Raw genomic sequence first — 26262 nt, 5'->3', positions numbered from 1 at the left:
CCGGCAAGCCCAACTGGCGGGTCCTCACATCCATCGTCGTCCGATGAACACAGCACCCCGGCAAGATCCGAAGAGCCACTTATCTGCGGATTTCTGTGGAGCTAAGGGTGTGGAGCTAAGGGTGGAGCTAAGGGGAATCGAACCCCTGACCTACTCGATGCGAACGAGTCGCGCTACCAACTGCGCCATAGCCCCTGACCGCTAGCAGGCTACCAGCCGCGGCTCTAACCGCCGAACTGCAAGGACTATTCGCCGACGGCGCGCGGCAAGTCCCTGGGCCAGCCGAAGGTCCGCATCGCCATCGCGTAGTCCAGGTGCTCGAAGATGGGGTCTTCGTCGTCGATCTCGAGGACCACCGCACCCGGGCGCCGCAGCCGCGCCGGCACCACGTCGTAGTCGCGGTCGTATGCGTTCTCCACCCCGAGTCGGGCGCGCGCCATCCTCTTCATCCGACGGTGACGCACCCGCGCCTCGATGCGCGTCTGGCGCCGCAGGTAACCGAGGTACAGCAGCGTGATGGCGGTAGCACTGCCGCACACCCACCAGGCATTCGGCGAGATCTTGAAGGCCGCGGTGGCCGAGCCGACCAGGATCACCGCCATCAGGACCAGCACCTTCTTGCGGAAGGCGTACTTGCGGGCGCTCACCGCGGCGGCGGTCTTGTTGTCGAACCGGCGCCGCCGCGAGGCGTTGCGCGGCATCGGCGCGGCCGCCTCGTCGTCGGCCTCCTCGGCCGCCGGTTCCAATCCGGACGAGTCCTCGACGTACTCGTAGCCGTCCTCGACCTCGTCCTCGCCGTCACGTTTCGCGACGGCCTCGGTGTCCACCTCGTCGTCGTCGGCGGCTTCGATATCGGCCGTCTCCGCCTCGACGTCAGAATTGCCGGCGCCCACCGGAAGTACGTGGGAATCCTCGACGACGTCGACGTCGAGGTAGTCGGGCTCGGTGGGCTCGGCGACGGCCATCCTCATCACCACTGGCCGCCGGCGGCTCAGCTCGTCGGTGTCGGCGTCGTCGTCGGCCTCGTGGTCGCGGCCCTCATCGTCAGCGAGGTCGTGCTCGTCTTCGAGGTCGGTGTCGGCCGAGTCTTGCGGTGGTGCCCAATCGGGGTCGCTGCGATGCCCGGCGGCCGGACCACTGCGTTTGATCAGCCGGGAGTTGCCCCCGCCGTTGAGCACCCGGGTCGCCAGGGCCACGTCGCTGGTGCGCCGCACCGCGTCGCGCTTGCTCACGAGCATCGGCACCAAAACAAACAGCCACAGCACCACGAGCGATATCCACAACAGTGACTGCGGGATGCTTGGCATGAGGACCTGCTCTCTTCGGTGTCCGTGCTCCGCGAAAGCCCTAGGTGGCCGGCGCGGCCGGGTCTACGTGACCAGGACAATTACACACCTGTAATTTGCCTCTCACAAGCACCATGAGTCACTCGTGTCGCGCAGGTCCCAGAACGGCAACGATTCGGACTCTCGGCGAGCCCTCCCTGCCCGGGGAGTGCTCACGCCCAGCTGGCGTTACCCGCACGGACCAGCGTGGATACCACCGATCCGGTCACCTCCTCGACCGTGATGGCCATCAGCAGGTGATCCCGCCACGCCCTGTCCACTTCCAGGTAGCGCTGCAGCAGGCCTTCCTGGCGAAACCCGACTTTTGCCAGTACCGCGCGGCTCGCGGCGTTTTCCGGGCGCACGGTGGCCTCGACCCGATGCAACATCACCGGGCCGAAGCAGTGATCCAGTCCCAGCGCCAGCGCGGCGGTGGCCACGCCGCCGCCGGTGGCCGACTGCGGCACCCAGTAGCCGATCCACGCCGACCGCAGCGCACCATGCGTCACGTTGCCGATGGTCAGCTGGCCGCAGAACCGGCCGTCGAGTTCGATGACGTAAGGCAGCATCCGCCCCTGCCGCGCCTCGGCGCGCAGACCAGAACACAGTGCCGGCCAGGCCGCCACCGCATGACGGGCCGTCCAATCCCCCTCGGAACTGGGCTCCCACGGTTCCAGATGCGCGCGATCGGCCAGCCGGATCCGGCTCCATTGGGCGCCGTCGCGCAGCCGCACCGGCCGCAGTTGTACAACTCCGGCAGGTACCCGCAGTGGCCCAACCCTCATGGGCCAACCCGGATGGCGGGAATTGGAGCGCAACAGGTTCACCGTGTGTGCGGTCGTTTCGCTCAGCCGCGCTGGGCCAGGAAGGCGACGTCGACGATCTCGCCGGTGCGGATCTGCTCGGCGCCGCTGGGCACCACCACCAGACAGTTCGCCTCGGCGAGGGTGGCCAGCAGGTGCGACGACGCGCCCGGGGCGCCGCCGAGCGCCTGCACCAGGTACTCGCCGCTCTCCTGGTCGCGCATCAATTGGCCGCGCAGGAAACCCTTGCGCCCGGCCACCGACGTGATGGGCGACAGCGTGCGCGCCTGCACGACGCGGCGCATCGGCTGACGCTTGCCCAGCGACAACCGGATCAGGGGGCGGACCATCACCTCGAAGACCACCAGCGCGCTCACCGGATTGGCCGGCAGCAGAAACGTCGGCACCCCCTCACGACCCAGCTGCCCGAAACCCTGGATGGATCCCGGATGCATGGCGACGCGTACCACCTCTATCTCGCCAAGCTCGGCGAGCACCTGGCGCACCGACTCGGCCGCCGCGCCCCCGACGGCACCGGCGATCACGATCACCTCGGCGCGATTGATCTGCCCCTCGACGATCTCGCGGAGCTCGCGGACGCCGCCGCTGACGATGCCGACGCGGTTGACCTCTGCGCCGGCATCGCGGGCCGCGGCCGCCAGCGCGTAGGAGTTCACGTCGTAGACCTGTCCGTTGCCCGGGGTGCGTGAGATGTCGACCAGTTCACCGCCCAGAGCCATGATCGTCACCCGGGGCCGCGGGTGTACCAGCACCCTCTCGCGGCCGACCGCGGCCAGCAGCCCGACCTGCGCCGCACCGATCACCGTCCCGGACCGCACCGCCACGTCACCGGGCTGGACGTCGTCGCCGGCGCGGCGCACGTAGGCGCCGGACGGGGCGCCGCGCAGGATTCGCACCCGCTGTGTCCCGCCGTCGGTCCAGCGCAACGGCAGGACCGCGTCGGCCAGGGTCGGCAACGGGGCGCCGGTCTGCACGCGCACGGCCTGGCGCGGCTGCAACCGGCTGGGGGCGCGCGACCCGGCCTCGACGATCCCCATCACCGGCAGCACCAGGCCGTCGCGCACCTCGTTCTCGCCGGAATCGTCGAACGGTCCGGGCAGACCCTCGCTGCCCACCTCCCCGACACCGAGCACGTCGACACTGCGCACGGCGTAGCCATCGATCGCCGCCTGATCGAAGCCGGGCATCGGGCGTTCGGTCACCACTTCCTCGGCGCACATCAAGCCCTGCGCCTCCGCGATCGCCACACGGATCGGCCTCGGCGCCACCGCGGCCGCGGTGATCCGGGCCTGCTGCTCTTCCACCGAACGCACAGCGCGCCTCTCTGCCCTCAAACCCGGCGGACGCCACGTCTCGGGCGACCCGCTCTCTGCGCAGGCGGGGCATCCCCGCCCGGGACCGCCACGCTTTCCGCGGGCCCGCCGTCGTCCGCCAGCCGGATTACCGGCCGGCTACCGCTCGGCCAGGCCCAATCGCGCCACCAGCCACTGCCGCAAATCCGGGCCGTAGTCGTCACGATCCAATGCAAAGTCAACCGCAGCCTTGAGGTAGCCGCCAGGATTTCCCAAATCGTGTCGAGATCCGCGATGCACGACCACGTGCACCGGATGGCCCTCCGAGATCAGCAACGCGATCGCGTCGGTGAGCTGTACTTCGCCGCCGGTCCCACGCTCGATGCGGCGCAACGCATCGAAGACGGCGCGGTCGAGCACGTAACGGCCGGCCGCGGCGAACAGCGACGGCGCGTCCTCGGCCTTCGGCTTCTCGACCATGCTCTTGACCCGCAGCACGTCCGGATCGTCGTCGTCGGGCAGCGGCTCGACATCGAAAACGCCGTAGGCGCCGATCTCTTCGGGCGTCACCTCGATGGCACACAACACCGTGCCGCCGTAGTGGGCCCGCACCTTCGACATGGTCCCGAGCACCCCGGTGGGCAGCACCAGGTCGTCGGGTAACAACACCGCGACGGCATCCTCGTCGTCAGCCAACCGCGGTTCCACGCAGCCGATCGCGTGGCCCAGGCCCAGCGGTTCGCTCTGCACCACGGACTCGACCTTGAGTAGCTGCGGCGCGCGCCGGACCTTATCGAGCATCGCGGTTTTGCCGCGCTGCTCCAACGTGCTTTCCAGCACCAGGTCTTCGACGAAGTGCGCGACGACGCCGTCCTTGCCCTCCGAGGTGATGATCACCAGCCGCTCGGCGCCGGCCTCGGCCGCCTCGGCGGCGACAAGCTCGATGCCGGGCGTGTCGACCACCGGCAGCAGCTCCTTGGGGACGGTTTTGGTCGCCGGCAAGAAGCGGGTACCGAGACCCGCGGCGGGCACGACCGCAGTGCGTGGCACCACCACGTTTCGGCTGGACATCGTTCACACGATAACCCGCGTCCATTGCCTCCAGGCGATGTGGCGGGTGTGACCGCCCGGCTGTCATCGTTGACGCATGGCGACCACCAGCAAGGCCGCGTTGCGCGACCAGTTGCTTGCCGCCCGGCGTCACGTTCCCGACGACGTTCGTGCCGCCGAGACGCGGCAGCTGTGCGCGCGGCTGCGGGCCCTCGGCGGCGTCCTGACCGGGGCCGGAACGGTCTGCGCCTACGTGCCGGTGGGCACCGAGCCAGGGTCGATCGAGATGCTCGACACCTTGCTGCACAGCGCCGGGCGAGTCCTGTTGCCGGTTGCGCGCACCACCGCCGACAACACGCCGCTGCCGCTGTCCTGGGGCGCATACCGGCCCGGCACGCTGACCACCGCGCGGTGGGGGTTGCTCGAGCCGCCGCAGCCGTGGCTGCCGGCATCGGCCCTGGCGGAAGCAGCCGCCGTGCTGGTGCCCGCGCTGGCCGTGGACCGCCGCGGCGTGCGGCTGGGCCGCGGCAGGGGCTTCTACGATCGTTCGCTGGGCGGCCGAGACCCGCACGCGCGGCTGATCGCGGTCGTCCGCGACGCGGAAGTGCTCGACGAATTACCGGCCGATCCGCACGACGTCCCCATGACCCACGCGCTCACGCCGCGACAGGGGTTGATCGATCTCGTTCCGCGCTGACGCCCCGGGAATGAGACATGTCACCTGGCGGTTCTAGCACTTAAGACGCTAGAGTGCTAACCAGGTTTGCAATCATCCGGAGGTTTTTCGTGCCGACTTACAGCTATCAGTGCACCGAGTGCGACGATCGCTTCGACATCGTGCAGGCCTTCACCGACGACGCCCTGACCACGTGCAATCACTGCTCGGGACGGCTACGCAAGCGCTTCAACTCCGTCGGAGTGGTGTTCAAGGGCAGCGGCTTCTACCGCACCGACAGCCGCGAGTCCGGGAAGAAGGCGGCGAGTTCGAGCAACGGCTCCTCGTCGAGCGATTCGGGATCCAACGGCTCCGGCTCGAACGGCTCCGGTACCAACGGCTCTGGCTCCGGCTCGAGCGAGAAGTCGGGCTCGAGCTCGAACGACAAGTCCAGCAGCAGCGCCGCGACGTCCACCGCCGCCGCCACCACCAGCTGACGGTTATCCACACCGGCCTTGTCGGCCGTGCGCCCGCCTACCGGGTTGCGCTTACCGTTGCGGCGTGGGCGAACCTTCGCTGAATCCAAGCCTGTTGAGCAGGCTGTCGCTGTGGCTGCGCCCGGACTGGACGCGCACCGTGCTGGCGCGCCGAGTCGCCGCGGGCGGGCTCGTCGTGCTGGCCGGCATCGCGAGTTTGCGTTCCAATCCCGCCGGTGACTACGCGCAGGTCGTGGTAGCCGACCATGACCTGACTCCTGGTGCTGCGTTGACTCCGGCCGACGTTCGGCTCGAAAAGCGTTTGGCTGCAACCGTTCCCGATGGGGCATCGGCCGACCTGCACTCGGTACTGGGTTCGACGCTGGCCGGCCCGGCCCGGCGCGGTGAGGTGCTCACCGACGTCCGGTTGTTGGGCAGCCGGTTGGCGGAGGCCGCGGTCGGGTCGAAGGCCGGGCCGGGAGCACGCATCGTGCCGCTGCATCTGGCGGACGGCGCGTTGATCGACCTGGTGCGGGTGGGTGACGTGGTCGACGTGCTCGCCGCGCCGGCCACCAGCTCGCCGGACGACGCTCACGCCGCCCCCAAAGTTGTGGCCACCGACGCCGTGGTGGTGCTCGTGTCGGCCAAAGAAAAGATGCAGGCTGCCGACCACGACCGCGTAGTGTTGGTTGCGCTGCCGGCTCGTGTGGCGAACGCGGTGGCGGGGTCGGCGTTGGGCCAGGCTGTGACGCTCACCCTGCACTGAGCACTCGGCCGTTGTTGGTCCGCCAGCCGACAGCTAACTCTGTCCAGTCGCAGAAAGGCCGTCTCCAATGCTCAAAGGGTTCAAGGAGTTTCTCTCGCGGGGGAACATCGTCGACCTGTCTACTGCGGTGGTCATCGGTACCGCTTTCACCGCGCTGGTCACGCAGTTCACTGACAGCATCATCAAACCCTTGATCAACCGCATCGGCGTCAACGAGAAATCCGACCTCGGCATCCTCCGGATCGGCATCGGCGGCGGTCAGACCATCGACCTGAACAATGTCTTAACGGCCGCGATCAACTTCCTGATCATCGCCGCGATCGTCTACTTCCTGGTCGTGCTGCCGTTCACCACACTGCGCAAGCGCGGTGAGGTAGAACCGGCCGAAGACGCGCAGGTCGTCCTGCTCACGGAGATCCGCGACCTGCTCGCCCAAACCAACGGCGACTCGTCTGGCAGGCACGGGAACGTGCACACCACGCCCCCACCCGATTACGGGCCGCGCGCGGAAGCCGAATCGAAATAGTCAGCCCGCGGTCTAAATCTCCAGGCTCGACAACTGCCCGATGATCTGGGCCGCCAAGGGATTCAGCGTCGCCATCCCGTCGCGCACCGCGTAGCGCGAGCCGGCCAGGTTGACCACCAGCGTGCTGCCGGACACCCCGGCCAGGCCGCGTGACAATCCGGCATCGATGATTCCCGCCGACAGCCCCGACGCGCGGACGGCCTCCGCGATACCCAGGATCTCGCGATCCAGGATCTCCCGGGTGGCCTCCGGGGCGACGTCGCGCGGTGTGACGCCCGTCCCGCCGACCGAGACGACCAGGTCGACCCCGCCGATCACCGCGGTGTTGAGCGCGTTGCGGATCTCGATCTCGTCGGCGGCGACCGCGACCACACCGTCGACGACGAATCCCGCCTCGGTGAGCAGTTCGGTCACCAGCGGACCGCTATGGTCCTCGTCGCCGTGCGCGGTGCGGTCGTCGACCACCACAACCAGAGCCCGGCCCACGACCAATTCCGCACCCGTTTCCATGGGTGCAACCGTATATCCGAGCTCAGACAATCCCGTCCCCGAGGGTTCGTCCACTCTCACTACTGATCCGCCTTCCCCAGGGTGACCGGCAATGTCCGACTGCCGCCGCCCGCGGGATCCTGGAACGTCAGCGTGATCTTGTCGCCGGGCGCCCTGGACCGCACGGCCGCGACCAACGCGTCGGCGCTGTTGATCGGCCGATCGTCGACCTTGGTGACGACCACGTTCTTCGGGACCCCGGCGGATGCCGCCGCCCCGCCCGCGACAACCTCGACGACCTTGGCGCCGGGGGTGCCCTTGTCGTTCATCACCTGCACGCCCAGCGAGGCGTGCGACGCCTTGCCGGTGGCGATCAGCTCGTCAGCGATACGCTTGGCCTGATCGACCGGGATCGCGAAGCCCAGACCGATCGAACCGCTCTGGGCGTCCGGCGAGTCGGCGCCCAAGGTGGCTATCGCCGAGTTGACGCCCACCAACTGGCCGTTCATGTTGACCAGCGCGCCCCCGGAGTTACCCGGATTGATCGCGGCGTCAGTCTGGATCGCATCCAGCACGGTGTTCTGGTTGCCCGACTCGCCGGTGGTGGACACCGGCCGGTTCAGTGCGCTGACGATGCCGGTGGTCACCGTGCCCGACAGACCCAACGGCGACCCGATCGCGACGACCGGCTGACCGACCCGCAGGTCGGACGACGAGCCCAGCGAGATCGGGGTGAGCCCGGACATGCCCTGCACGCGAATCACGGCAATATCGCTGGTGGGGTCTGCGCCGACGACCGTGAAGGGTGCGGTGCGACCGTCAGAGAAGGTCACCGTCGTCTTGGGCGCCGGGCCGCCGCCACCGGCACCGCCGGGGCCACCCGGCCCGCTTGGGGGCGCGGGAGCAGCAGGGGGCGGGGCTCCGGAAGCGCCTCCGGGCCCCTTGGGCGGACTTGCCGCGGCCGCGATCACGTGGTTGTTCGTCAGGATGAGCCCGTCGGTGGACAAGACGATGCCGGAGCCCTCTTCGGACTGCCGCCCCATGTCGGTCTCGAGCATCACCACGCTCGGCACCACCTTCGCGGCGACACCTTCGACGCTGCCGGGCGGCATGTTCGCGGCAGGGACGCTGGGCGCGGCACCGATCACTCGGCCGCCGCCGTTGCCGGTTGTGTGCGTACCGAGTTCGACGGCCGTCGCTGCGGCGCCGCCGATGCCGGCCGACACCACCGCGACGGCCAGCGCGCCGACGACCAACAAGCCTGTGCGAGAACGCTTTTGGGGTTCGGGCGGGGCGGGCATTCCCGGCGGCATGCCCGGAATTGGGCCCACGCCGGTGCCTCGCGGTATCGGGCCCGCGCCGGTGCCCCCCGGGATCCGGCCCGGCCCGGTGTTGCCGAAGGGCTCGTAGGGCGGACGGAACTGCGTCGTCGGCGACGACGAGGGCTGCGACCGGTAGCGCCAGTCATACTGCGGGTGGTACGGCTGCTGTTGTCCCGGGGCGTAACCGGAGGACGCCGCATGGCTCGGGAGGGGCGCAGCCTGATTCGGCGCGGGGGGGTATCCCGGCTGCTGCGGCGGTGGCGAATACCTCGGGTCATTCGTCATGTCGCTAAGTCGCTCTTCCTCTATCTCAGTGTGTCGGCAAGTCGACGGCTGCGTTCAACAGTAGCCGCAGACCTACTTTGCCCGCGCGGACTGAGAGTCCACTGAGACAACGTTCGCTGAATCCCGAGAGTTCGCCTCAGCTCCGGCTACCGCCTGGTTGGTGCCGGTCGCGGTGTCTACCTGGCCGATTTGCGGCTCAGCAGGGGCGGCGGGCGGGTACGCCGGGGCGGGCAGGGGCCGACCGGGCAGCAGCACATAGAAGGATGTACCCGGGGGCTGGCCGCCCGGAACGGTGTCCTCGACGCGCAGCAGCCCCCCGTGGTTGAGCACCACCTTCTTCACGATCGCCAGCCCGAGTCCCGAGCCCGGCATGGCGCGCGCCGTGGTCGAGCGATAGAACCGCTCGAACACCAGTCGGCGCTCCTGCGGCGGAATACCGGAGCCATGGTCGGCGATCACTAACTCGGCGTGCGAGTGGTCGAGCTGACGCATCGTGACACCGACATGGCCGCCGGGCGGGCTCCACTTGGCCGCGTTGTCCAGCAGGTTCAGCACCGCCCGCGACAACCCGGCGGCGTCGCCGAACATCTGCCACGGCGTCACGTCGACGTCGAACTGAATGTCGTTGCGCCGCCGGCGAACTCGCTCCAGGCTGCGGTCGACGACCTCAGACATGTCGACGGACTCGTGCACCACCTGGCCGGCGTCGTCACGGGTGAGGTCCACCAAATCGCCGACCAACGTCGACAATTCCTCGATCTGCGCGATGACGTCGGCCCGCAGGTCAACCATCTCCTGCTCGGGCAGCCGCGGCGCCCCCGGTTCCATCGCGGCCATCAGCAGTTCGACGTTGGTGCGCAGCGACGTCAGCGGCGTGCGCAGTTCATGCCCGGCGTCGGTGACCAGCCGCGCCTGCCGCTCCCGGGACTCGGCGAGCGCACGCAGCATCAGGTTGAACGACTCGGTGAGCCTTGCCAATTCGTCACTACCGAACACGGGGATGGGTCGGAGGTCGTCGGTGCGCGCCACGCGCTCGGCCGCCTCGGTCAGACGTGCCACCGGGCGCAGCCCGGCCCTGGTGACCATGCCGCCCGCCACCGCGGCAACCGCCACCCCGACGCCGCCGACGATCAAAAGCACCCAGCGCAGTCTGTTCATCACCGCCTCGGTGGGCTTGAGGCTCTTGGAGATCAGCAACGACGTGCCGTTCTGCAGGTGCACGGCAAGGATTCGCTGATCACCGGCGGTGCGCCGGGACATGAACAAGTCGCCGTGGATCACCGCTTTCTCCGGCGGGCCGACCGGCAGGGTCTGACCCGGCTGCTGGGCGGTGTAGATGGCGTGACCGGGGTTCACCAGCATCGCGTTGACGTCGGAGTAGGCGGTGCCTTCGATGGCCTTGCCGGGGTCAGCGGCCAGTGAACCGCTCGCGATCAGCAGTTGCGCCCGGCTTTGCAGCTGGTTGTCGATGTCGCTGTAGAGCGCGGCCGAGATCACGGCGTACACGGCGAACGCCATCAGCACGACCACCATGGCGACCATCGACATCGCCAGCAGCATCACCCGCCACCGCAGCGACAGGGATGGCGTCGCGCGCAGCGGCGGGCGCAGGGGTGGACGTTGGGGCCGGGGAAACCGGATCATCCAGCGGCCCGCATCGTCACGGGGGTGTCTCCCGCAGCACGTAACCCACGCCGCGCACGGTGTGGATCAGCCGCGGTTCCCCGGCGGCTTCGGTTTTGCGCCGTAGGTATCCGACATACACCTCTAACGCATTGCCGGAGGTGGGAAAGTCGAATCCCCAGACCTCCTCGAGGATGCGGCTGCGAGTGAGCACCCGGCGCGGATTGGCGATCAGCATTTCCAGCAGCGCGAATTCGGTGCGGGTCAGGCTGATCCCGCGCTGTCCGCGGGTGACCTCGCGGGTCACCGGGTCCAGCGTCAGGTCGGAGAACGTCATCGCGACCGATTCGGCGTCGTCCTCCGGCTTGGTGCGGCGCAGCAGCGCGCGCATCCGGGCCAGCAGCTCTTCCAGCGCGAACGGCTTCGGCAGGTAGTCGTCGGCGCCGGCATCCAGCCCGGCGACCCGCTCGGACACCGAATCGCGCGCCGTGAGCACCAGGATCGGCAGGTCGTCACCCGTACTGCGGAGCTGACGGCACACCTCGAGGCCGTCGAGGCGCGGCATCATCACATCCAGGACGAGCGCGTCGGGGCGCTCGCGCGATATCAATTCCAGGGCTTCGACCCCGTCGTGGGCCAACTCCACGGAGTACCCGTTGAAGGACAACGACCTACGTAACGACTCGCGCACTGCGCGGTCATCGTCGACGACCAGTATTCGCACGGCCCCTAGTTTCGTCCCACCGCCTGAGACGGACCTGAGAGGCGCGCCGCGCGAGGGGCTAGCGGCGGTCGCCAGCGCGGCGAAGCCGGGCGCAGCGGGCCGCCGCCATCGGGACTAGCGGCGGTCGAGGTCGATCAGACCGAGGCGGGCCGCCTTGAGCAGCCTGCGGGGCACTTTGTGGCGCTGACCTGCGACCGTCACACCGACGAGTTCGGTCTTCTCGGCCTTCCACTGCGCGCGCCGGCTACGGGTGTTCGCGCGCGACATTCTGCGCTTGGGTACGGCCATGGTCGGGCCTAACTCCTCGTGTTGCTTCGGTGATTCGACGTATGTCGCGCGGCGTGGCCGTTACGGCCGAACGGGCGACGATCGCATATCAGGATAGTCGCTGGTCCGCTCGTCGCCAAAATGGGCGCCCCCGGGGGCTTGGACCCTGGGCCACGCGCCCCGGACCACGCCCCGCGCTACGTCGGGATTGCCGTGCGGGCTGTGAAACGGACGCGGTCCACGACCCTGGGTCCAATCTCAGCGACTGGGGTCCAGCGGGCATCCTTGACGTGACACCGGCGGCACCCGCTAACCTACCGGTTGGTTGGTGGGTCCGAACCGGTGAATCCCGAATGGAGGACAGGCATGGCCTCTGCTGCGTCCGGTGCTGCGTCCGGCGCCTCTGGCGCCACGGGCAGTCCCGGAGCCGTCCGGATCGCGAACTGTTCGGGGTTCTACGGCGACCGGCTCGCGGCCATGCGCGAGATGCTCACCGGCGGTGGCCCGAATGGTTCCGTGGACTACCTCACCGGTGACTACCTGGCCGAACTCACCATGCTGATCCTGGGCCGCGACCGGATGAAGCACCCCGAGCGCGGCTACGCCAAGACGTTTCTGACGCAGCTCGAGGACTGTCTGGGCGAGGCCTGCGACCGCGGGGTCCGCATCGTCGCCAACGCGGGCGGTCTCAACCCGGCCGGCCTGGCCGACGCGATACGCGCGCTGGCCGAACGCCTGGGCATCGAAGCCCGGGTCGCGCACGTGGAGGGCGACGACCTGTTGCCGCGCGCCGCCGAGCTCGGGCTGGGCAGCCCGCTGACCGCGAACGCGTACCTGGGCGCATGGGGGATCGTCGATTGCCTCGACAGCGGCGCCGACGTGGTCGTCACCGGCCGCGTGACCGACGCGTCGGTGATCGTCGGGGCGGCCGCCGCGCACTTCGGGTGGAACCGCACCGACTATGACCGGCTCGCCGGAGCCGTGGTCGCCGGCCACGTCATCGAATGCGGGGTCCAGGCCACCGGCGGCAACTATTCGTTCTTCACCGAAATCCCGGAGTCCTCCGGCCTCCTGCACGCCGGCTTTCCCCTGGCCGAGGTCAGCGCCGACGGATCGTCGGTGATCACCAAACACCCGGGCACCGGCGGCCTGGTCAGCGTCGACACCGTCACCGCGCAGCTGCTCTACGAGATCACCGGGGCGCGCTACGCCAACCCCGACGTCACCGCCCGGATGGACAGCGTCGAGCTGTCGTCCGACGGGCCCGACAGGGTGCGCATCAGCGGGGTGCGCGGCGAGGCCCCGCCACCCACCTACAAAGTGTCGATGAACAGCATCGGCGGGTTCCGCAACTCGATGACGTTCGTACTGACCGGGTTGGACATCGAGGCCAAGGCCGACCTGGTGCGCCGGCAGCTCGACGCCGCGCTCACCGTCAAGCCCACCGAGCTGCAGTGGTCGTTGGCCCGCACCGACCACCCCGACGCCCCCACCGAAGAGGCCGCCAGCGCCCTGCTGCACTGCGTCGCACGCGACCCCGACCCCGCCAATGTCGGACGCCAATTCTCTTCGGCCGCTGTGGAATTGGCGCTGGCCAGCTATCCCGGATTTCACGTCACCGCACCGCCGGGCGACGGTCAGGTCTACGGTGTGTTCACCCCCGGTTTCGTCGATGCCGCCGCCGTGCCACACGTCGCGGTGCACGCCGACGGCACCCGAGTTGACATCGCTTGCGCCACTCAGACTTTGAAATTGGCGCCTCCCGCCGCACCCCCGCTGCCAGACCCGCTGCCGGCCGGCCCGACGCAACGGGCGCCGTTGGGCCGCATCGCCGGCGCCCGCAGCGGCGACAAGGGCGGCTCGGCCAACGTCGGGGTCTGGGTCCGCACCGATGAGCAATGGCGGTGGCTGGCCAACACATTGACCGTCGGGCTGCTCAAAGAGCTACTGCCCGAGGCCGAGGACTTCGACGTCTCCCGCCACCTGCTGCCGAACCTGCGGGCGGTCAACTTCGTCATCGACGGCATCCTCGGCCAGGGCGTCGCCTACCAAGCCCGATTCGACCCCCAGGCCAAGGGGCTCGGCGAATGGCTCCGCGCCCGCTACCTCGACATCCCGGAGAGTCTGCTGTGAATCTTTGGAACACGCCCGAGCGCGAACAATTGCGAAAGACGGTGCGCTCGTTCACCGAACGCGAGATCCTGCCCCACATCGATGAGTGGGAGCGCACCGGCGATCTGCCGCGCGAATTGCACCGCGGCGCAGGGCAAGCCGGGCTGTTAGGAGCGGGCTTCCCCGAATCGGTCGGCGGTGGTGGCGGCGACGGCGCCGACGCGGTGATCATCTGCGAGGAGATGCACCAGGCCGGGGCGCCCGGCGGCGTGTTCGCGTCGTTGTTCACCTGCGGCATCGCGGTACCGCACATGATCGCCTCGGGCGATCAGCGGCTCATCGAACAATTCGTCCGCCCGACGCTGGCGGGCGAGATGATCGGTTCACTGGCCATCACCGAGCCGGGGGGCGGTTCGGACGTCGGGCATCTGCGGACCTCCGCGGTTCGTGACGGCGACCACTACATCGTCAACGGCGCCAAGACCTACATCACCTCGGGGGTCCGCGCCGACTACGTGGTCACCGCGGTGCGCACCGGAGGCCCCGGCGCCGGCGGGGTTTCGCTGCTGGTGGTCGAGAAGAGCACGCCCGGTTTCGAGGTGTCGCGCAAGCTGGACAAGATGGGCTGGCGCTCCTCGGACACCGCCGAGCTGTCCTACACCGACGTCCGCGTCCCGGCGGCCAACCTGGTCGGCACCGAGAACAGCGGGTTCGCCCAGATCGCGCAGGCCTTCGTCGCCGAGCGAATCGGCCTTGCCGCACAGGCCTATTCGAGCGCACAACGCTGCCTGGACCTGACCGTGCAATGGTGCCGCGACCGCGAAACCTTCGGTCGCCCATTGATATCACGGCAGTCGGTGCAGAACACGCTGGCCGAGATGGCCCGCCGCATCGACGTCGCCCGCGTCTACTCGCGCAGCGTGGTGGAACGGCAGCTCGCCGGCGAGACCAACCTGATTCCACAGGTGTGTTTCGCCAAGAACACCGCCGTCGAAGCCGGCGAGTGGGTGGCCAACCAAGCCGTCCAGTTGTTCGGCGGCATGGGCTACATGGCCGAATCCGAGGTCGAACGCCAATACCGGGACATGAGAATTCTGGGCATCGGCGGGGGAACCACCGAAATCCTCACCGCACTGTCCGCAAAACTCCTGGGATTCCAGTCATGAGCCCGTTGAAGTCCGTGCTGGACCCCGCGAGCGACGCGTATGCCGCGGCCGCAACGGCCGCGGCATCCCGGCTCGAGGAGATCGACACCGAGCTGGCCAACGCGCTGGCCGGTGGCGGCGCCAAATACGTTGAGCGCCACCATGACCGCGGCAAGCTCACGGCTCGCGAACGCATCGAGTTGCTGGTCGACCAGGATTCGCCCTTCTTGGAGCTCAGCCCGCTGGCCGCCTGGGGCAGCGCCTTCAAGGTCGGGGCCAGCACGGTCACCGGCATCGGCGTCGTCGAGGGCGTCGAATGCATGATCGTCGCCAACGACCCGACCGTCAAAGGCGGCACCAGCAACCCGTGGACCCTGAAAAAGATCCTGCGGGCCAACCAGATCGCGTTCGAGAACCGGCTTCCGGTGATCTCGCTGGTGGAGTCCGGCGGGGCGGACCTGCCCACGCAGAAGGAGATCTTCATTCCCGGCGGACGGATGTTCCGCGACCTGACCCGGCTCTCGGCCGCCGGGATCCCCACCGTCGCATTGGTGTTCGGCAACTCCACCGCGGGCGGCGCCTATGTCCCAGGCATGTCAGACCACGTGGTGATGATCAAGGAACGTTCCAAGGTGTTCCTCGCCGGACCCCCGCTGGTAAAGATGGCTACCGGCGAGGAATCTGACGACGAATCCCTCGGCGGCGCCGAAATGCACGCCCGCGTCTCGGGTTTGGCCGACTACTTCGCCGTCGACGAAATCGATGCGATCCGGATCGGCCGCCGCGTGGTGGCCCGGCTGAACTGGGTCAAACAGGGTCCGAAACCCAAACCGGTCACCGCGCCGCTGTTCGACACCGCGGAGCTCATCGGGATCGTGCCCGCGGATCTGCGCATCCCGTTCGATCCCCGGGAAGTGATAGCCCGCATCGTCGACAGTTCGGAATTCGACGAATTCAAGCCGCTGTACGGGCCGTCGCTGGTGACGGGCTGGGCCCAACTGCACGGCTATCCTCTTGGCATCCTGGCCAATGCGCGCGGCGTGCTGTTCAGCGAGGAGTCGCAGAAAGCCACCCAGTTCATCCAGCTCGCCAACCGCTCGAACACCCCACTGTTGTTCTTGCACAACACCACCGGCTACATGGTAGGCAAGGACTACGAGGAGGGCGGGATGATCAAGCACGGGTCGATGATGATCAATGCCGTCTCCAACTCGACAGTCCCGCACATCTCACTGCTCATCGGCGCGTCCTACGGCGCGGGCCATTACGGCATGTGCGGCCGCGCCTACGATCCGCGGTTCCTCTTCGCATGGCCGACATCCAAGTCCGCGGTGATGGGCGGCGCCCAGCTTTCGGGCGTGCTGTCGATCGTGGCCCGCGCGGCCGCCGAAGCGCGCGGCCAGCAGGTCGACGAGGAGGCTGACGCGGCGATGCGGGCAGCGGTCGAGGGCCAGATCGAGGCCGAGTCGCTGCCGCTGGTGTTGTCCGGGATGCTCTACGACGACGGGGTGATCGACCCGCGAGATACCCGCACCGTGTTGGGTATGTGTCTATCCGCCATCGCCAATGGCCCGATCGAGGGGACGTCGAACTTCGGCGTCTTCCGGATGTGAGCCCCATGGTTACTCGAGTTCTGGTCGCCAACCGCGGCGAAATCGCCCGGCGGGTATTCGCCACCTGCCGCCGGCTCGGCCTGGGCACCGTCGCCGTGTACACCGACCCTGATGCGGGCGCACCCCACGTTGCCGAGGCCGACGCCCGGGTGCGGCTGGAAAAGACAAGCGACTACCTCAACGCCGAGGCCATCATCGGCGCCGCCCACGCGGCGGGCGCCGACGCGATCCACCCCGGTTACGGCTTCCTCTCGGAGAACGCAGAATTCGCGACGGCCGTACGGGCGGCGGGCCTCACGTGGGTCGGGCCGCCGGCCGACGCGGTGCGCGCGATGGGTTCCAAGATCGAGTCCAAGAAGCTGATGTCCGCGGCCGGGGTGCCGGTGCTCGAGGAGCTCGATCCCGACACCGTCACCGAGGCGCAGCTACCTGTGCTGGTCAAGGCATCCGCGGGCGGTGGCGGGCGGGGCATGCGGGTGGTCCGCGAATTATCCGCTCTGCCGGGCGAAGTCGCCGCCGCCGGCCGCGAAGCGCAGTCGGCGTTCGGCGACCCGACCGTGTTCTGCGAGCGCTATCTGCCCACCGGGCACCACATCGAGGTCCAGGTCATGGCCGACACCCACGGCACCGTGTGGGCGATCGGCGAGCGCGAATGCTCGATCCAGCGCCGGCACCAGAAGGTCATCGAAGAGGCCCCGTCGCCCTTGGTGGAGCGGGTCCCGGGCATGCGCGCCAAGCTGTTCGACGCGGCCCGGCTGGCCGCCTCCGCGATCGGCTACACCGGCGCAGGCACGGTCGAGTTCCTCGCCGACGACGAAGGCGAGTTCTACTTCCTGGAGATGAACACCCGGCTGCAGGTCGAACACCCGGTCACCGAGGAAACCACCGGCCTCGACCTCGTCGAACTGCAGCTCGCCGTCGCCGACGGCGACCGACTCAGCCCGGAACCCCCTGCCGCGCGGGGCTATTCGATCGAGGCCCGGCTCTACGCCGAGGACCCCGCCAAGGACTGGCAGCCGCAAGCCGGGCCGGTGCACGCGTTCGAGGTGCCGTCGGTTCGGACCGAATTCGGCTCGCTGGGCGGGCGGACCGGGATCCGGCTGGATTCGGGCATCGTCGGCGGTGTCACCGTGTCCATCCACTACGACCCGATGCTGGCCAAGGTCATCTCCTACGCACCGACGCGCCGTCAGGCGTCGCTCGTTCTCGCCGACGCGCTGGCCCGCACCCACGTGCACGGGGTGCGCACCAACCGCGACCTGCTGGTGCACGTGCTCAGGCACCCGGCGTTCCTCGACGGCGCCACCGACACAGCCTTTTTCGACACCCACGACCTGGCCACTCTGGCCGCACCGCTGGCCGATGCCGCGGTGACCCGGCTCTCCGCCGTCGCCGCCGCACTCGCCGACGCCGCGCACAACCGCGCAGTCGCGCGGGTGATGGCTGCCGTTCCCAGCGGCTGGCGAAACCTGTCGTCGGGCCATCAGGTCAAGAGCTATCTCGACGACCTGGGCGAGGAGCATCGGGTCCGCTACCGCTTCACCAGAACCGGTTTGGCGCTCCCCGACGACCCGTCGGTGCAGCTGGTTTCGGCGACGGCCAACGACGTCGTGCTGCGCGCCGACGGCGTCGAGCACGGTTTCTCGGTACGGCGCTACGGCACCAGCGATTCCGATGTCTACGTCGATTCCGCGCGCGGGCCGGTGCACCTGTCCGCGGTGCCGCGGTTCCCCGAGCCCGGTTCGACCGTCGAAAAGGGTTCGCTGGTGGCGCCGATGCCCGGCAGCGTCATCCGGCTCGGTGCCGCGGTGGGCGACACCGTCGCAGTCGGCCGGCCACTGATCTGGCTGGAAGCCATGAAGATGGAACACACCATCGCCGCCCCGGTCGACGGGGTGCTCGCCGAACTCAACGTCAAGACCGGTCAGCAAGTCGAAGTGGGCGCGGTGCTGGCACGAGTGGAAGCGCCGCATTCAGAAGGAGATCCAGCATGAGCGACACCAGCTTCATCGAGAGCGAGGAGCGTCAGGCCCTGCGCAAGTCGGTGGCTGCGTGGGCCGCCAATTACGGCAGCGAGTACTACCTGCGCAAGGCCCGCGCACATGAGCACACCGACGAATTATGGTCGGACGCAGGCAAACTCGGCTTCCTCGGGGTAAACCTTCCCGAGGAGTACGGCGGTGGCGGCGCCGGAATGTACGAGCTGTCGTTGGTCATGGAGGAAATGGCGGCAGCGGGTAGCGCGCTGCTGCTGATGGTCGTCTCGCCCGCCATCAACGGCACCATCATCAGCAAGTTCGGCACCGAGGAGCAGAAGAAGCGCTGGATTCCGGGGATCGCCGACGGCACGCTGACGATGGCGTTCGCCATCACCGAACCGGACGCGGGCTCCAACTCGCACAAGATCACCACGACCGCCCGCCGCGACGGCAGCGACTGGGTCCTCAAGGGTCAGAAGGTCTACATCTCCGGCATCGACCAGGCGCAGGCGGTGTTGGTGGTGGCTCGCACCGAAGAAGCCAAAACCGGCAAGCTGCGCCCAGCGCTGTTCGTCGTGCCCACCGACGCACCCGGCTTCAGCTACACCCCGATCGAAATGGAATTGATCAGCCCCGAACGCCAGTTCCAGGTCTTCCTCGACGACGTCCGACTGCCCGGCGACGCGCTCGTCGGCGCCGAAGATGCCGCTATCGCACAGCTTTTCGCCGGGCTTAACCCCGAACGCATCATGGGCGCGGCGAGCTCTGTCGGGATGGGACGGTTCGCCCTCAACAAGGCCGCCGACTACGTCAAGACCCGCCAGGTATGGGGCACTCCCATCGGTGCGCACCAGGGTCTGTCACATCCGTTGGCGCAATGCCACATCGAAGTCGAGCTGGCCAAGCTGATGCTGCAGAAGGCCGCCACCCTCTACGACTCCGGTAACGACATGGGTGCGGCCGAGGCCGCGAACATGGCCAAATACGCTGCGGCCGAGGCGGCTACGCGATCGGTGGATCAGGCGGTGCAGTCGATGGGCGGCAACGGACTGACCAAGGAGTACGGCGTGGCGGCCATGCTGACCTCGGCCCGGCTGGGCCGCATCGCTCCGGTGAGCCGCGAGATGGTGCTCAACTTCGTCGCGCAGACGTCGCTGGGCCTGCCCCGCAGCTACTGATGGACGCGCTCGTCGAATACGCCGGGCCCGCCGACACGGGCGGGCTGTGCGCGCGGCTGACGCTGAACTCGCCGCACAACCGCAACGCGCTGTCCAGCAGGCTGGTCAACCAGCTGCACCAGGGGCTGCGCGACGCAGCGGCTGACCCGGCGGTGCGGGTGGTGGTGCTGGGCCACGCCGGCGGAACCTTTTGTGCCGGTGCGGATCTGAGCGAGGCCGGCGGGGGTGACGCGGGTGGCGACGGCGCATCGCCGCCATCGGCATATGACATGGCCGTCGCGCGGGCCCGGGAGATGGCCGCCTTGATGCGGGCCATCGTCTCCTCGCCGCTGCCGGTGATCGCCGCGGTCGACGGGCACGTCCGGGCGGGCGGATTCGGTTTGGTGGGCGCCTGCGATATCGCGGTCGCCGGCCCGCGCAGCACCTTCGCGCTCACCGAGGCCCGGATCGGCGTCGCGCCGGCGATCATCTCGCTGACGCTGCTGCCGAAGCTGTCGGCGCGGGCCGCTGCGCGCTACTACCTCAGCGGCGAGACGTTCGACGCCGTCCGGGCGGCCGAGATCGGATTGATCACCGAGGCCGCCGAGGACGTCGACGCGGCGGTCGCCTCACTGGTCGCCGATATCGGCCGTGGTTCGCCCCAGGGCCTCGCGGCGTCCAAGGCACTGACCACCGCCGCGGTGCTGGCGGGGTTCGACCGCGACGCCGAGCGCCTCGCCGAGGAATCGGCCCGGCTCTTCGTGTCCGACGAGGCCCGCGAAGGCATGCTGGCGTTCCTGCAGAAGCGTTCGCCAAACTGGACGAGGTAGCCCGCCCCGAAGTTAGCCACATGGCAAACAAAAGGGCCGGCCAGACGGCCGGCGGCGCGGCCCCCGCGGGCGCAAGGTTGCAGTTTAGCCAATCCTCTTGCGGCAAAAACTGGACGTCGTAGGCTCGTGGGTGATGAGCAACTCAACGCAGCGGGACGCGGAGGACACGCGTGACGAACCGTCGCGCGCGGCCGACACCGATCGCATCCAGATCGCGCAGTTGCTCGCGTACGCCGCCGAGCAGGGCCGCCTGCAGCTCAACGATTACGAAGACCGCCTGACCAGGGCCTACGCGGCAACGACGTATGAGGAGCTGGATCAGCTGCGGGCCGACCTGCCGGGGACGCCGATCAGCCCGCGCCGGGGCGGCAAGCCCAATCCTGCGCCGTCGACGCTATTGCTGGCGTTGATGAGCGGCTTCGAGCGTCGCGGCCGATGGAACGTCCCGAAGAAGCTCACCACCTTCGCCCTGTGGGGCAGCGGGGTGATCGATCTGCGCTATGCCGACTTCACCTCGACCGAGGTCGACATTCATGCGATGTCGGTCATGGGTGTGCAGAACATTTTGCTGCCGCCCGAAGTCAACGTCGAGGTGCACGGCCGCGGCGTGATGGGAAACTTCGACCGCGCCGTCCCCGGACAGGGCACCCCCGGCGCGCCGACGGTCCGCATTCGCGGCTTCTCGCTGTGGGGCACTGTCGGCATCCTCCGCAAAGCGCGCCGGCCGCGCGGGTAACGCAAGCCCCTAGCCGGGCACGTAATCGAACGTGTCGGGGTTGGGGCCGTTGCGGCCCGCCTCACCCTTGTCCAGAGCCGAGATCGCGTCCACGTCCTCGTCGTCGAGTTCGAAGTCGAACAGCTCGAAGTTGGCTTTGACCCGTTGCGGCGTCACCGATTTCGGGAAGACGATGTCGCCCCGCTGAATGTGCCAGCGCAACACCACCTGTGCCGCCGATTTCCCCCGGGCGTCGGCGATGCGGTTGACCACCGGGTCATCGAGCACCCGTCCCTGGGCGATGGGCGACCACGCCTCGGTGGCGATGCCATGCTTGCGCCCGTACGCTCGGACTTCGTCGTTGGCGAAGTAGGGATGCGCTTCGATCTGATTGACCGACGGGACGGTATCGGTCTCGCCGGCGAGCCGATCCAGGTGTGCGACTTGGAAGTTCGACACACCGATGCTGCGGGCGCGTCCGTCGCGCGCGAACTCTTCGAACACCTTCCACGTCGAGACGAAGTCGCCGTCGTAGAGCGTGGGCAGCGGCCAGTGAATCAGGAACAGGTCGACGTAGTCGGAATCCAGCTTCTTCAGCGTCTTGTCGAAGGCACGACGCGCGTCGTCGGGCTGGTGAAATCCGTTGTTGAGCTTGCTGGTGATGAAGACGTCGCAGCGATCCAGTCCCGCACCGCGAATGCCTTGTGCCACTTCTTTTTCATTGCCGTACATCTCGGCCGTGTCGATGTGGCGATATCCGATCCCGAGGGCGGTTTGCACCGCCGCCGCGGTCTCGTCGGGCTTGATCTGGAACACACCGAAACCGAGCTGCGGAATGCTGACTCCGTCGTTGAGTTCGATCATTGGCACCTTGCTCATGCGTCTCCTCCTTTACGAGGTCCGGGGTACCCAGTCCGGGGCGTACCTATCCCCTGACCCGGTGTCGCGAAATCGGCTGCGCGGTCAGCGGCGCCGAGACCGCAGGTAGTCCCCGACCACGGCCGCACCCAATCCGTCGAGATCGGGTACCACGACCCGTCCCTCGACGCGCCGGGCGACCTGGTCGATGAAACGGGCCAGGCCCGGGTCGCTGCCCAGCCGGAAGATGGTGATCTGGGCGCCCAACCGCGCCATCTCGTCGAAGCCGCGCACGGTATGGGCGATGGTCCGCGGATGCGGTGGGTAATCGAAGAAGACGGTCGTGCCGTCGCCGTCGAAGTCCTCCAGGTGTGCGGTCGGCTCACCATCGGTCACCACCAGCACCACGGGCTGAGCGTTGGGGTGCCGGCGCAGATGGCGACCGGCCAGCGCCAGCGCGTGATGCAGGTTGGTGCCCTGCTCGTAGACGCCCTCCAGACCGGTCAGCTCGGCGGCGGTCACCGTCCGCGCGTACCGGCCAAAGGCGATGATCTGCAAGGCATCCGAGCGGAAACGCGTGCACACCAAATGGTTGAGCGCCAGCGCCGTCTGCTTCATCGGCAGCCAGCGATTCTCCATCACCATGGAGAACGAGGTGTCCACCAGTAGCGCGACCGCGGCCTGCGTACGTGTCTCGGTTTCGGAGACCTCGACGTCGTCGACGCTGATCTTCAACCGCCGGTCGGGGCCGTCCAAGGTTGCGGTTCCCGATTGCCGCAGAACGGCATTGGTCAATGTGCGGGAGATGTTCCACGGCTCGGTGTCACCGAACTGCCAGGGCCGGGTGGCACCGGTGAGCTCGCCGGCCGCGCCCGCGCGCCGATGGTCACGCTCGCCGCGGCGCCCGGAAAGCTGTTGCGCCACATCGCGCAACGCTGTCTCGCCGAGCCGGCGCATCGCCTTCGGCGACAGTCGCCACTGGCCGTCGGAGCCGCGGTCCAAAAAGCCCTGGTTCACCAGCGCACGTTCCAAATCGGCGAGGGTGCGCGCGTCGACGGCCGCCTCGTCACCGAGCTGGCGCGCCAGCGCGTCCAGGTCGACGTCTTCCATGGTGGCGCCCGGATAGCTCTGCGAGAGCTGCTCGGCCAGTTGCTCCAGCTCGGCGATGTCGGACAGCGCCTGGGCGCCCTGGCCCATCCCGAACGGGTTGTCACCGGAGAACTGCTCAGATCCGCCCCAATCCTCCCCCGGGCGCGCCGCCTGCAGGTGCGCGTCGAGCCGGTTCAGCGCCTGCATCAGCGACGGTGAGCCAAATGCCTGCTGCGCCAAGGCATCCAGCTCGGCGCGCTGCTCGGCGCTCAGGCTGTTGCGGAAGCGCTGCGCGGCGGCGGCGCGCTTGGCCAGCGAGTCCAGCAGCTCATCGACGTTGCGCGGGTTCTCCGGAAAGAACTCGCCGTGCTTGTCCATGAAATCGTCGAAGTCCTGTGGGGTGTCTTCGCCGCGGCTGTGCTTGTCGAGCAGGTTGTTGAGGTCATCGAGCATCTCGTTGACCCGCTGGCGATCCTCGTCGGTGGCGCCTTCCAGGGCCTGCTTCATGCCCGCGAAGCGCTGGTCCAGCATCTCGCGGCCGAGCAGATCCTTGATCTGGTCGTACTTTTCACGGGCCTCGGCGCTGCGCCAGTTGTAGTCGGAGAGCTCCTGGACGGCCTTGGCCGGCGACGGCGGCAACGCGTCCAACTGCAGTTCGCCGAAGCGCGCGTCGTCGTCGAGCGCGCGGGCCAACTCCTTGCGTTCGGCCAGCACGGCCTCGTCCAGGAGTTTCTTGATCTCCTGCAAGGTTCCGTCTAAATTGTTGCGACGCAACAACTCCCGCCGGCGCCGGTTGGCCTCCGCGGCCAGCCGGTCCGCGCCGGCCATATTCTTGGTGCCGCGGCGCAGCAGCTCGGACAGCGCACGCCGTGGCGACGTGCCTGCCATGACATCCTGACCGATTTGTTCGAGCGCCTCGCGCAGATCCACCGGCGGGGCCAGCGGGTCGGGCCCGCCGGTATAGGCGGAGTAGCGCAGCGAGTGGCCCTTGACGGGTTCAGCCATAGACGGTTTGACCCTCCCCGGACACCTTGTCGATGCGCTTGGCCAGATACAGGGCCTCGAGCGCCAGTTCCAGCGCCGCTGCGCGTTCGCCCTCGGACTGCGCGCCGAGCTTGGCCGCGATCTTGTCCACCACCGGCAGGGACGGCACCGCGGCAAGCACGTCCTTGGCCGACACCCGCTCACCCGTCGTCACCGCCGAGCCGGACTCGACCGCCGCCACCAACTGGCCGACGTCGAGGCCGCCCAGCGCCCGTGACGCGGTGTCCGCGGTCGACCGGCGTAGCAGGTGCTCGAGCACGGCCTGTTCGCGGCCTTCCTCGCCTGACTCGAATTCCAGCTTGCCGCGCAGCACGTCGATCACCGTGCCCAGATCGACCACCCGGGCAACGGGGTCCGTCTCCCCCAGCACCGCGCCGCGGTGCCGTGCGGCGGCGGCGACGGTCTCGGCGGCGGCGATGGCGAACCGCGCCGACACGCCGGAGCGCTGGTCGACGGAGTTGGACTCCCGCAAGTAGCGGGCGAACCGCGCGATGATCTGCATCAGGTAGTCGGGCACCTGGGAGGACAGGTGCGCCTCCTGCGCGATCACGCCGACCTCCGCGTCGAGCTCCAACGGGTAGTGGGTGCGGATCTCCGCGCCGAACCGGTCTTTGAGCGGCGTGATGATGCGTCCCCGGTTGGTGTAGTCCTCCGGGTTGGCGCTGGCGACCACCAACACATCCAGCGGCAGCCGCAGCGTGTAACCGCGGACCTGGATGTCGCGTTCCTCCATCACGTTGAGCATCGACACCTGGATGCGCTCGGCGAGGTCGGGCAGCTCGTTGACCGCAACGATGCCGCGGTGTGCGCGCGGGATCAGTCCGTAGGCGATGGTCTCGGGGTCGCCCAGGCTGCGCCCCTCGGCGACCTTGATCGGGTCGATGTCGCCGACCAGGTCGGCGACGCTGGTGTCGGGGGTGGCGAGCTTCTCCGTGTAGCGCTCGCTGCGGTGCCGCCATTCGACCGGCAGGTCATCGCCCAGGGTGGCGGCCTTGCGGATCGACTCGGGCGTGATCGGCGAGTAGGGGTGCTCGCCCAGTTCGGCGCCGGCGATCACCGGTGTCCACTCGTCGAGCAACCCGGTCAGCGCGCGCAGCAGCCGGGTTTTCCCCTGGCCGCGCTCACCCAGCAAAACGAAATCGTGGCCCGCGATCAGCGCCCGCTCGAGCTGGGGCAAAACGGTGTCGTCGAAGCCCAGAATGCCCGGCCAGATGGCCGCGCTGTCGGCCCCGTCGGCTAATGCGGTGAGCAGATTTTCGCGGATTTCCTGCTTGACTCCCCGTTCGCGGTGACCGGCGGCGCGCAGTTCGGCTACGGTGCGGGGCAGGTTGCTGGGTGAAGTCACCACTCCACGCTACGACGGTGGCGCCGAAACGGCACGGGGTCCCCGACAACGCAGAAGGTCGGGCAATCGCGTGACTGCCCGACCTCCGGCCCGAATCTTGAATTAACTGGTGGTGACAGTGGCTTCCGGATCGCCTGTCTTCCACGTGATGGTGCCGTGTTCGAACGTCGACTTGTACGACCCGTCGGGCTGGACTTGCTCATCAGAGGTCGGGTAACCGAGCTTGCCCTGAGAAGCCTGCTGCGCATTCCACGCGTCGCGAATCTTGCCCCAAACGAAGTAGACCTGCCCACCGGTGCGATAAATGAGCACGCCACCGTCGAACTGCTGATAGACGCCGGTACCGTCCTTGGTCTTCTGCTCGTTGTCGTACGGCTTGCCCAAGTCCTTCAGTTGGTCGGGCGTGAGGGTCTGGTACTTCGCCAGAATGGGTCCCTGCACGGTGTACGGCGTGCCGTTGGCGCCCGGGATGGTTGTCGACGCGCCCGCACTGGCACTGGTGGTTGCGGTTTCAGCTGAGGATGTCGCAGATGACGACGCCGACGATGACGCCGACGACGACGCTCCGCTGGAGTTGTTGTTGTGACTGCACGCCGAGCCCAGTAGTGCAAATCCAGCTATCGCAATGGAAAATGCCGCTGTTCGTTTAGCAATCTCGCGCATTTCATTCCTCTCGAATTGAATAAGACGGCCATCGGCTTACCCAATTCGGACTCTATTGCGCTTGGCATACATACATCAAGAGCCGAAA

The 26262-nt window shown here is 68.3% G+C and carries 25 protein-coding genes and 1 tRNA gene; 12 read left to right on the top strand and 14 right to left on the bottom strand.

Features of this window, described 5'->3' with window-relative positions:
• Positions 1-122: 122 nt before the first annotated feature.
• The 5 genes from OQ789_RS23285 to OQ789_RS23265 all read right to left on the bottom strand — a co-directional run bounded on the left by OQ789_RS23285 (position 123) and on the right by OQ789_RS23265 (position 4512).
• Positions 123-195, bottom strand: a tRNA-Ala gene (locus OQ789_RS23285).
• Between the two features lie 50 nt (positions 196-245).
• Positions 246-1307, bottom strand: coding sequence for a gephyrin-like molybdotransferase receptor GlpR (glpR, locus tag OQ789_RS23280; RefSeq protein ID WP_324688535.1), 1062 nt, complete (start codon positions 1305-1307; stop codon positions 246-248).
• A 191-nt stretch (positions 1308-1498) separates the two neighbouring features.
• A complete protein-coding gene (locus OQ789_RS23275; protein WP_324688534.1) occupies positions 1499-2152 on the bottom strand; it encodes a GNAT family protein in 654 nt (217 codons plus the stop codon).
• Between the two features lie 20 nt (positions 2153-2172).
• The gene (gene glp, locus OQ789_RS23270) at positions 2173-3462 is read right to left on the bottom strand and encodes a gephyrin-like molybdotransferase Glp (RefSeq protein ID WP_324688533.1); all 1290 of its coding nucleotides are present in this window, start codon (positions 3460-3462) and stop codon (positions 2173-2175) included.
• Between the two features lie 138 nt (positions 3463-3600).
• A complete protein-coding gene (locus OQ789_RS23265; RefSeq protein ID WP_324688532.1) occupies positions 3601-4512 on the bottom strand; it encodes a UTP--glucose-1-phosphate uridylyltransferase in 912 nt (303 codons plus the stop codon).
• 76 nt (positions 4513-4588) lie between these two features.
• On the opposite strand from OQ789_RS23265, the gene OQ789_RS23260 reads away from it, so the two are divergent.
• The 4 genes from OQ789_RS23260 (at position 4589) to mscL (ending at position 6914) form a co-directional block, all read left to right on the top strand.
• Positions 4589-5188 (top strand): 5-formyltetrahydrofolate cyclo-ligase, encoded by a 600-nt coding sequence (locus tag OQ789_RS23260; RefSeq protein ID WP_324688531.1) that lies wholly within the window; start codon positions 4589-4591, stop codon positions 5186-5188.
• Positions 5189-5277: 89 nt separating this feature from the next.
• A complete protein-coding gene (locus tag OQ789_RS23255) occupies positions 5278-5643 on the top strand; it encodes an FmdB family zinc ribbon protein (protein ID WP_324688530.1) in 366 nt (121 codons plus the stop codon).
• 64 nt (positions 5644-5707) lie between these two features.
• Positions 5708-6388 carry an SAF domain-containing protein gene (locus tag OQ789_RS23250; protein WP_324688529.1) on the top strand — a complete coding sequence of 227 codons (681 nt, stop codon included), beginning with the start codon at positions 5708-5710 and terminating at the stop codon, positions 6386-6388.
• Between the two features lie 67 nt (positions 6389-6455).
• A complete protein-coding gene (mscL, locus tag OQ789_RS23245; protein ID WP_324688528.1) occupies positions 6456-6914 on the top strand; it encodes a large-conductance mechanosensitive channel protein MscL in 459 nt (152 codons plus the stop codon).
• Positions 6915-6926: 12 nt separating this feature from the next.
• Here the strand turns inward: mscL and OQ789_RS23240 are convergent, their stop codons facing one another.
• From OQ789_RS23240 to rpmF, 5 genes are all read right to left on the bottom strand, one after another.
• Complete coding sequence (locus tag OQ789_RS23240; RefSeq protein WP_324688527.1) at positions 6927-7424, bottom strand: MogA/MoaB family molybdenum cofactor biosynthesis protein; 498 nt, start codon at positions 7422-7424, stop codon at positions 6927-6929.
• 59 nt (positions 7425-7483) lie between these two features.
• On the bottom strand, positions 7484-9010 hold the full coding sequence (locus OQ789_RS23235) for a S1C family serine protease (RefSeq protein WP_324688526.1): 1527 nt from the start codon (positions 9008-9010) through the stop codon (positions 7484-7486).
• Between the two features lie 72 nt (positions 9011-9082).
• Entirely contained in the window at positions 9083-10654 is a 1572-nt protein-coding gene (locus OQ789_RS23230) for a HAMP domain-containing sensor histidine kinase (RefSeq protein ID WP_324688525.1), read from the bottom strand.
• A gap of 16 nt (positions 10655-10670) precedes the next feature.
• Positions 10671-11357, bottom strand: a complete 687-nt coding sequence (gene mprA / locus OQ789_RS23225) for a two-component system response regulator MprA (RefSeq protein ID WP_324688524.1) — start codon at positions 11355-11357, stop codon at positions 10671-10673.
• 114 nt (positions 11358-11471) lie between these two features.
• Positions 11472-11645, bottom strand: a complete 174-nt coding sequence (gene rpmF, locus OQ789_RS23220) for a 50S ribosomal protein L32 (RefSeq protein WP_003872812.1) — start codon at positions 11643-11645, stop codon at positions 11472-11474.
• 345 nt (positions 11646-11990) lie between these two features.
• Here rpmF and OQ789_RS23215 point away from each other — a divergent pair, with 345 nt between their 5' ends.
• The 7 genes from OQ789_RS23215 (at position 11991) to OQ789_RS23185 (ending at position 21196) form a co-directional block, all read left to right on the top strand.
• Positions 11991-13757, top strand: coding sequence for an acyclic terpene utilization AtuA family protein (locus OQ789_RS23215; protein WP_324688523.1), 1767 nt, complete (start codon positions 11991-11993; stop codon positions 13755-13757).
• On the top strand, positions 13754-14902 hold the full coding sequence (locus OQ789_RS23210; protein ID WP_324688522.1) for an acyl-CoA dehydrogenase family protein: 1149 nt from the start codon (positions 13754-13756) through the stop codon (positions 14900-14902). The genes OQ789_RS23215 and OQ789_RS23210 overlap by 4 nt, the downstream gene beginning before the upstream one ends.
• Positions 14899-16494, top strand: coding sequence for an acyl-CoA carboxylase subunit beta (locus OQ789_RS23205; protein WP_324688521.1), 1596 nt, complete (start codon positions 14899-14901; stop codon positions 16492-16494). The genes OQ789_RS23210 and OQ789_RS23205 overlap by 4 nt, the downstream gene beginning before the upstream one ends.
• A gap of 5 nt (positions 16495-16499) precedes the next feature.
• A complete protein-coding gene (locus tag OQ789_RS23200) occupies positions 16500-18488 on the top strand; it encodes a biotin carboxylase N-terminal domain-containing protein (RefSeq protein ID WP_324688520.1) in 1989 nt (662 codons plus the stop codon).
• Positions 18485-19651, top strand: a complete 1167-nt coding sequence (locus OQ789_RS23195; protein ID WP_324688519.1) for an acyl-CoA dehydrogenase family protein — start codon at positions 18485-18487, stop codon at positions 19649-19651. Before OQ789_RS23200 ends, OQ789_RS23195 begins: the two co-directional genes overlap by 4 nt.
• Complete coding sequence (locus tag OQ789_RS23190; RefSeq protein WP_324688518.1) at positions 19651-20460, top strand: enoyl-CoA hydratase family protein; 810 nt, start codon at positions 19651-19653, stop codon at positions 20458-20460. The genes OQ789_RS23195 and OQ789_RS23190 overlap by 1 nt, the downstream gene beginning before the upstream one ends.
• Before the next feature lie 133 nt (positions 20461-20593).
• Positions 20594-21196 carry a DUF1707 domain-containing protein gene (locus OQ789_RS23185; RefSeq protein WP_324688517.1) on the top strand — a complete coding sequence of 201 codons (603 nt, stop codon included), beginning with the start codon at positions 20594-20596 and terminating at the stop codon, positions 21194-21196.
• A gap of 9 nt (positions 21197-21205) precedes the next feature.
• On the opposite strand, the gene OQ789_RS23180 is transcribed toward OQ789_RS23185, so the two are convergent.
• The 4 genes from OQ789_RS23180 to OQ789_RS23165 form a co-directional block, all read right to left on the bottom strand.
• The gene (locus OQ789_RS23180; RefSeq protein WP_324688516.1) at positions 21206-22054 is read right to left on the bottom strand and encodes an aldo/keto reductase; all 849 of its coding nucleotides are present in this window, start codon (positions 22052-22054) and stop codon (positions 21206-21208) included.
• Between the two features lie 84 nt (positions 22055-22138).
• On the bottom strand, positions 22139-24127 hold the full coding sequence (locus OQ789_RS23175) for a VWA domain-containing protein (protein WP_324688515.1): 1989 nt from the start codon (positions 24125-24127) through the stop codon (positions 22139-22141).
• On the bottom strand, positions 24120-25514 hold the full coding sequence (locus OQ789_RS23170; RefSeq protein ID WP_324688514.1) for an ATP-binding protein: 1395 nt from the start codon (positions 25512-25514) through the stop codon (positions 24120-24122). The genes OQ789_RS23175 and OQ789_RS23170 overlap by 8 nt, the downstream gene beginning before the upstream one ends.
• Positions 25515-25613: 99 nt before the next feature.
• Entirely contained in the window at positions 25614-25952 is a 339-nt protein-coding gene (locus OQ789_RS23165) for a hypothetical protein (protein ID WP_324688513.1), read from the bottom strand.
• Between the two features lie 10 nt (positions 25953-25962).
• On the opposite strand from OQ789_RS23165, the gene OQ789_RS23160 reads away from it, so the two are divergent.
• Positions 25963-26097 carry a hypothetical protein gene (locus tag OQ789_RS23160; protein WP_324688512.1) on the top strand — a complete coding sequence of 45 codons (135 nt, stop codon included), beginning with the start codon at positions 25963-25965 and terminating at the stop codon, positions 26095-26097.
• The last annotated feature ends 165 nt before the right edge of the window (positions 26098-26262 follow it).

The sequence above is a fragment of the Mycobacterium sp. 94-17 genome, assembly GCF_035617725.1.
Taxonomy (GTDB): domain Bacteria; phylum Actinomycetota; class Actinomycetes; order Mycobacteriales; family Mycobacteriaceae; genus Mycobacterium.
The sequence above is the reverse complement of the archived record's forward strand: the minus strand, read 5'-3'. Positions and strand labels throughout refer to the sequence as shown.

What these genes read in the sequence shown, in the direction of transcription:
- glpR (WP_324688535.1), bottom strand. Translation starts at nt 1,307, where the DNA reads ATGCCAAGCATCCCGCAGTCACTGTTGTGGATATCGCTCGTGGTGCTG.
- OQ789_RS23265 (WP_324688532.1), bottom strand. Translation starts at nt 4,512, where the DNA reads ATGTCCAGCCGAAACGTGGTGGTGCCACGCACTGCGGTCGTGCCCGCC.
- OQ789_RS23260 (WP_324688531.1), top strand. Translation starts at nt 4,589, where the DNA reads ATGGCGACCACCAGCAAGGCCGCGTTGCGCGACCAGTTGCTTGCCGCC.
- mscL (WP_324688528.1), top strand. Translation starts at nt 6,456, where the DNA reads ATGCTCAAAGGGTTCAAGGAGTTTCTCTCGCGGGGGAACATCGTCGAC.
- OQ789_RS23240 (WP_324688527.1), bottom strand. Translation starts at nt 7,424, where the DNA reads ATGGAAACGGGTGCGGAATTGGTCGTGGGCCGGGCTCTGGTTGTGGTG.
- OQ789_RS23235 (WP_324688526.1), bottom strand. Translation starts at nt 9,010, where the DNA reads ATGACGAATGACCCGAGGTATTCGCCACCGCCGCAGCAGCCGGGATAC.
- OQ789_RS23230 (WP_324688525.1), bottom strand. Translation starts at nt 10,654, where the DNA reads ATGATCCGGTTTCCCCGGCCCCAACGTCCACCCCTGCGCCCGCCGCTG.
- rpmF (WP_003872812.1), bottom strand. Translation starts at nt 11,645, where the DNA reads ATGGCCGTACCCAAGCGCAGAATGTCGCGCGCGAACACCCGTAGCCGG.
- OQ789_RS23215 (WP_324688523.1), top strand. Translation starts at nt 11,991, where the DNA reads ATGGCCTCTGCTGCGTCCGGTGCTGCGTCCGGCGCCTCTGGCGCCACG.
- OQ789_RS23205 (WP_324688521.1), top strand. Translation starts at nt 14,899, where the DNA reads ATGAGCCCGTTGAAGTCCGTGCTGGACCCCGCGAGCGACGCGTATGCC.
- OQ789_RS23200 (WP_324688520.1), top strand. Translation starts at nt 16,500, where the DNA reads ATGGTTACTCGAGTTCTGGTCGCCAACCGCGGCGAAATCGCCCGGCGG.
- OQ789_RS23195 (WP_324688519.1), top strand. Translation starts at nt 18,485, where the DNA reads ATGAGCGACACCAGCTTCATCGAGAGCGAGGAGCGTCAGGCCCTGCGC.
- OQ789_RS23190 (WP_324688518.1), top strand. Translation starts at nt 19,651, where the DNA reads ATGGACGCGCTCGTCGAATACGCCGGGCCCGCCGACACGGGCGGGCTG.
- OQ789_RS23185 (WP_324688517.1), top strand. Translation starts at nt 20,594, where the DNA reads ATGAGCAACTCAACGCAGCGGGACGCGGAGGACACGCGTGACGAACCG.
- OQ789_RS23180 (WP_324688516.1), bottom strand. Translation starts at nt 22,054, where the DNA reads ATGAGCAAGGTGCCAATGATCGAACTCAACGACGGAGTCAGCATTCCG.
- OQ789_RS23175 (WP_324688515.1), bottom strand. Translation starts at nt 24,127, where the DNA reads ATGGCTGAACCCGTCAAGGGCCACTCGCTGCGCTACTCCGCCTATACC.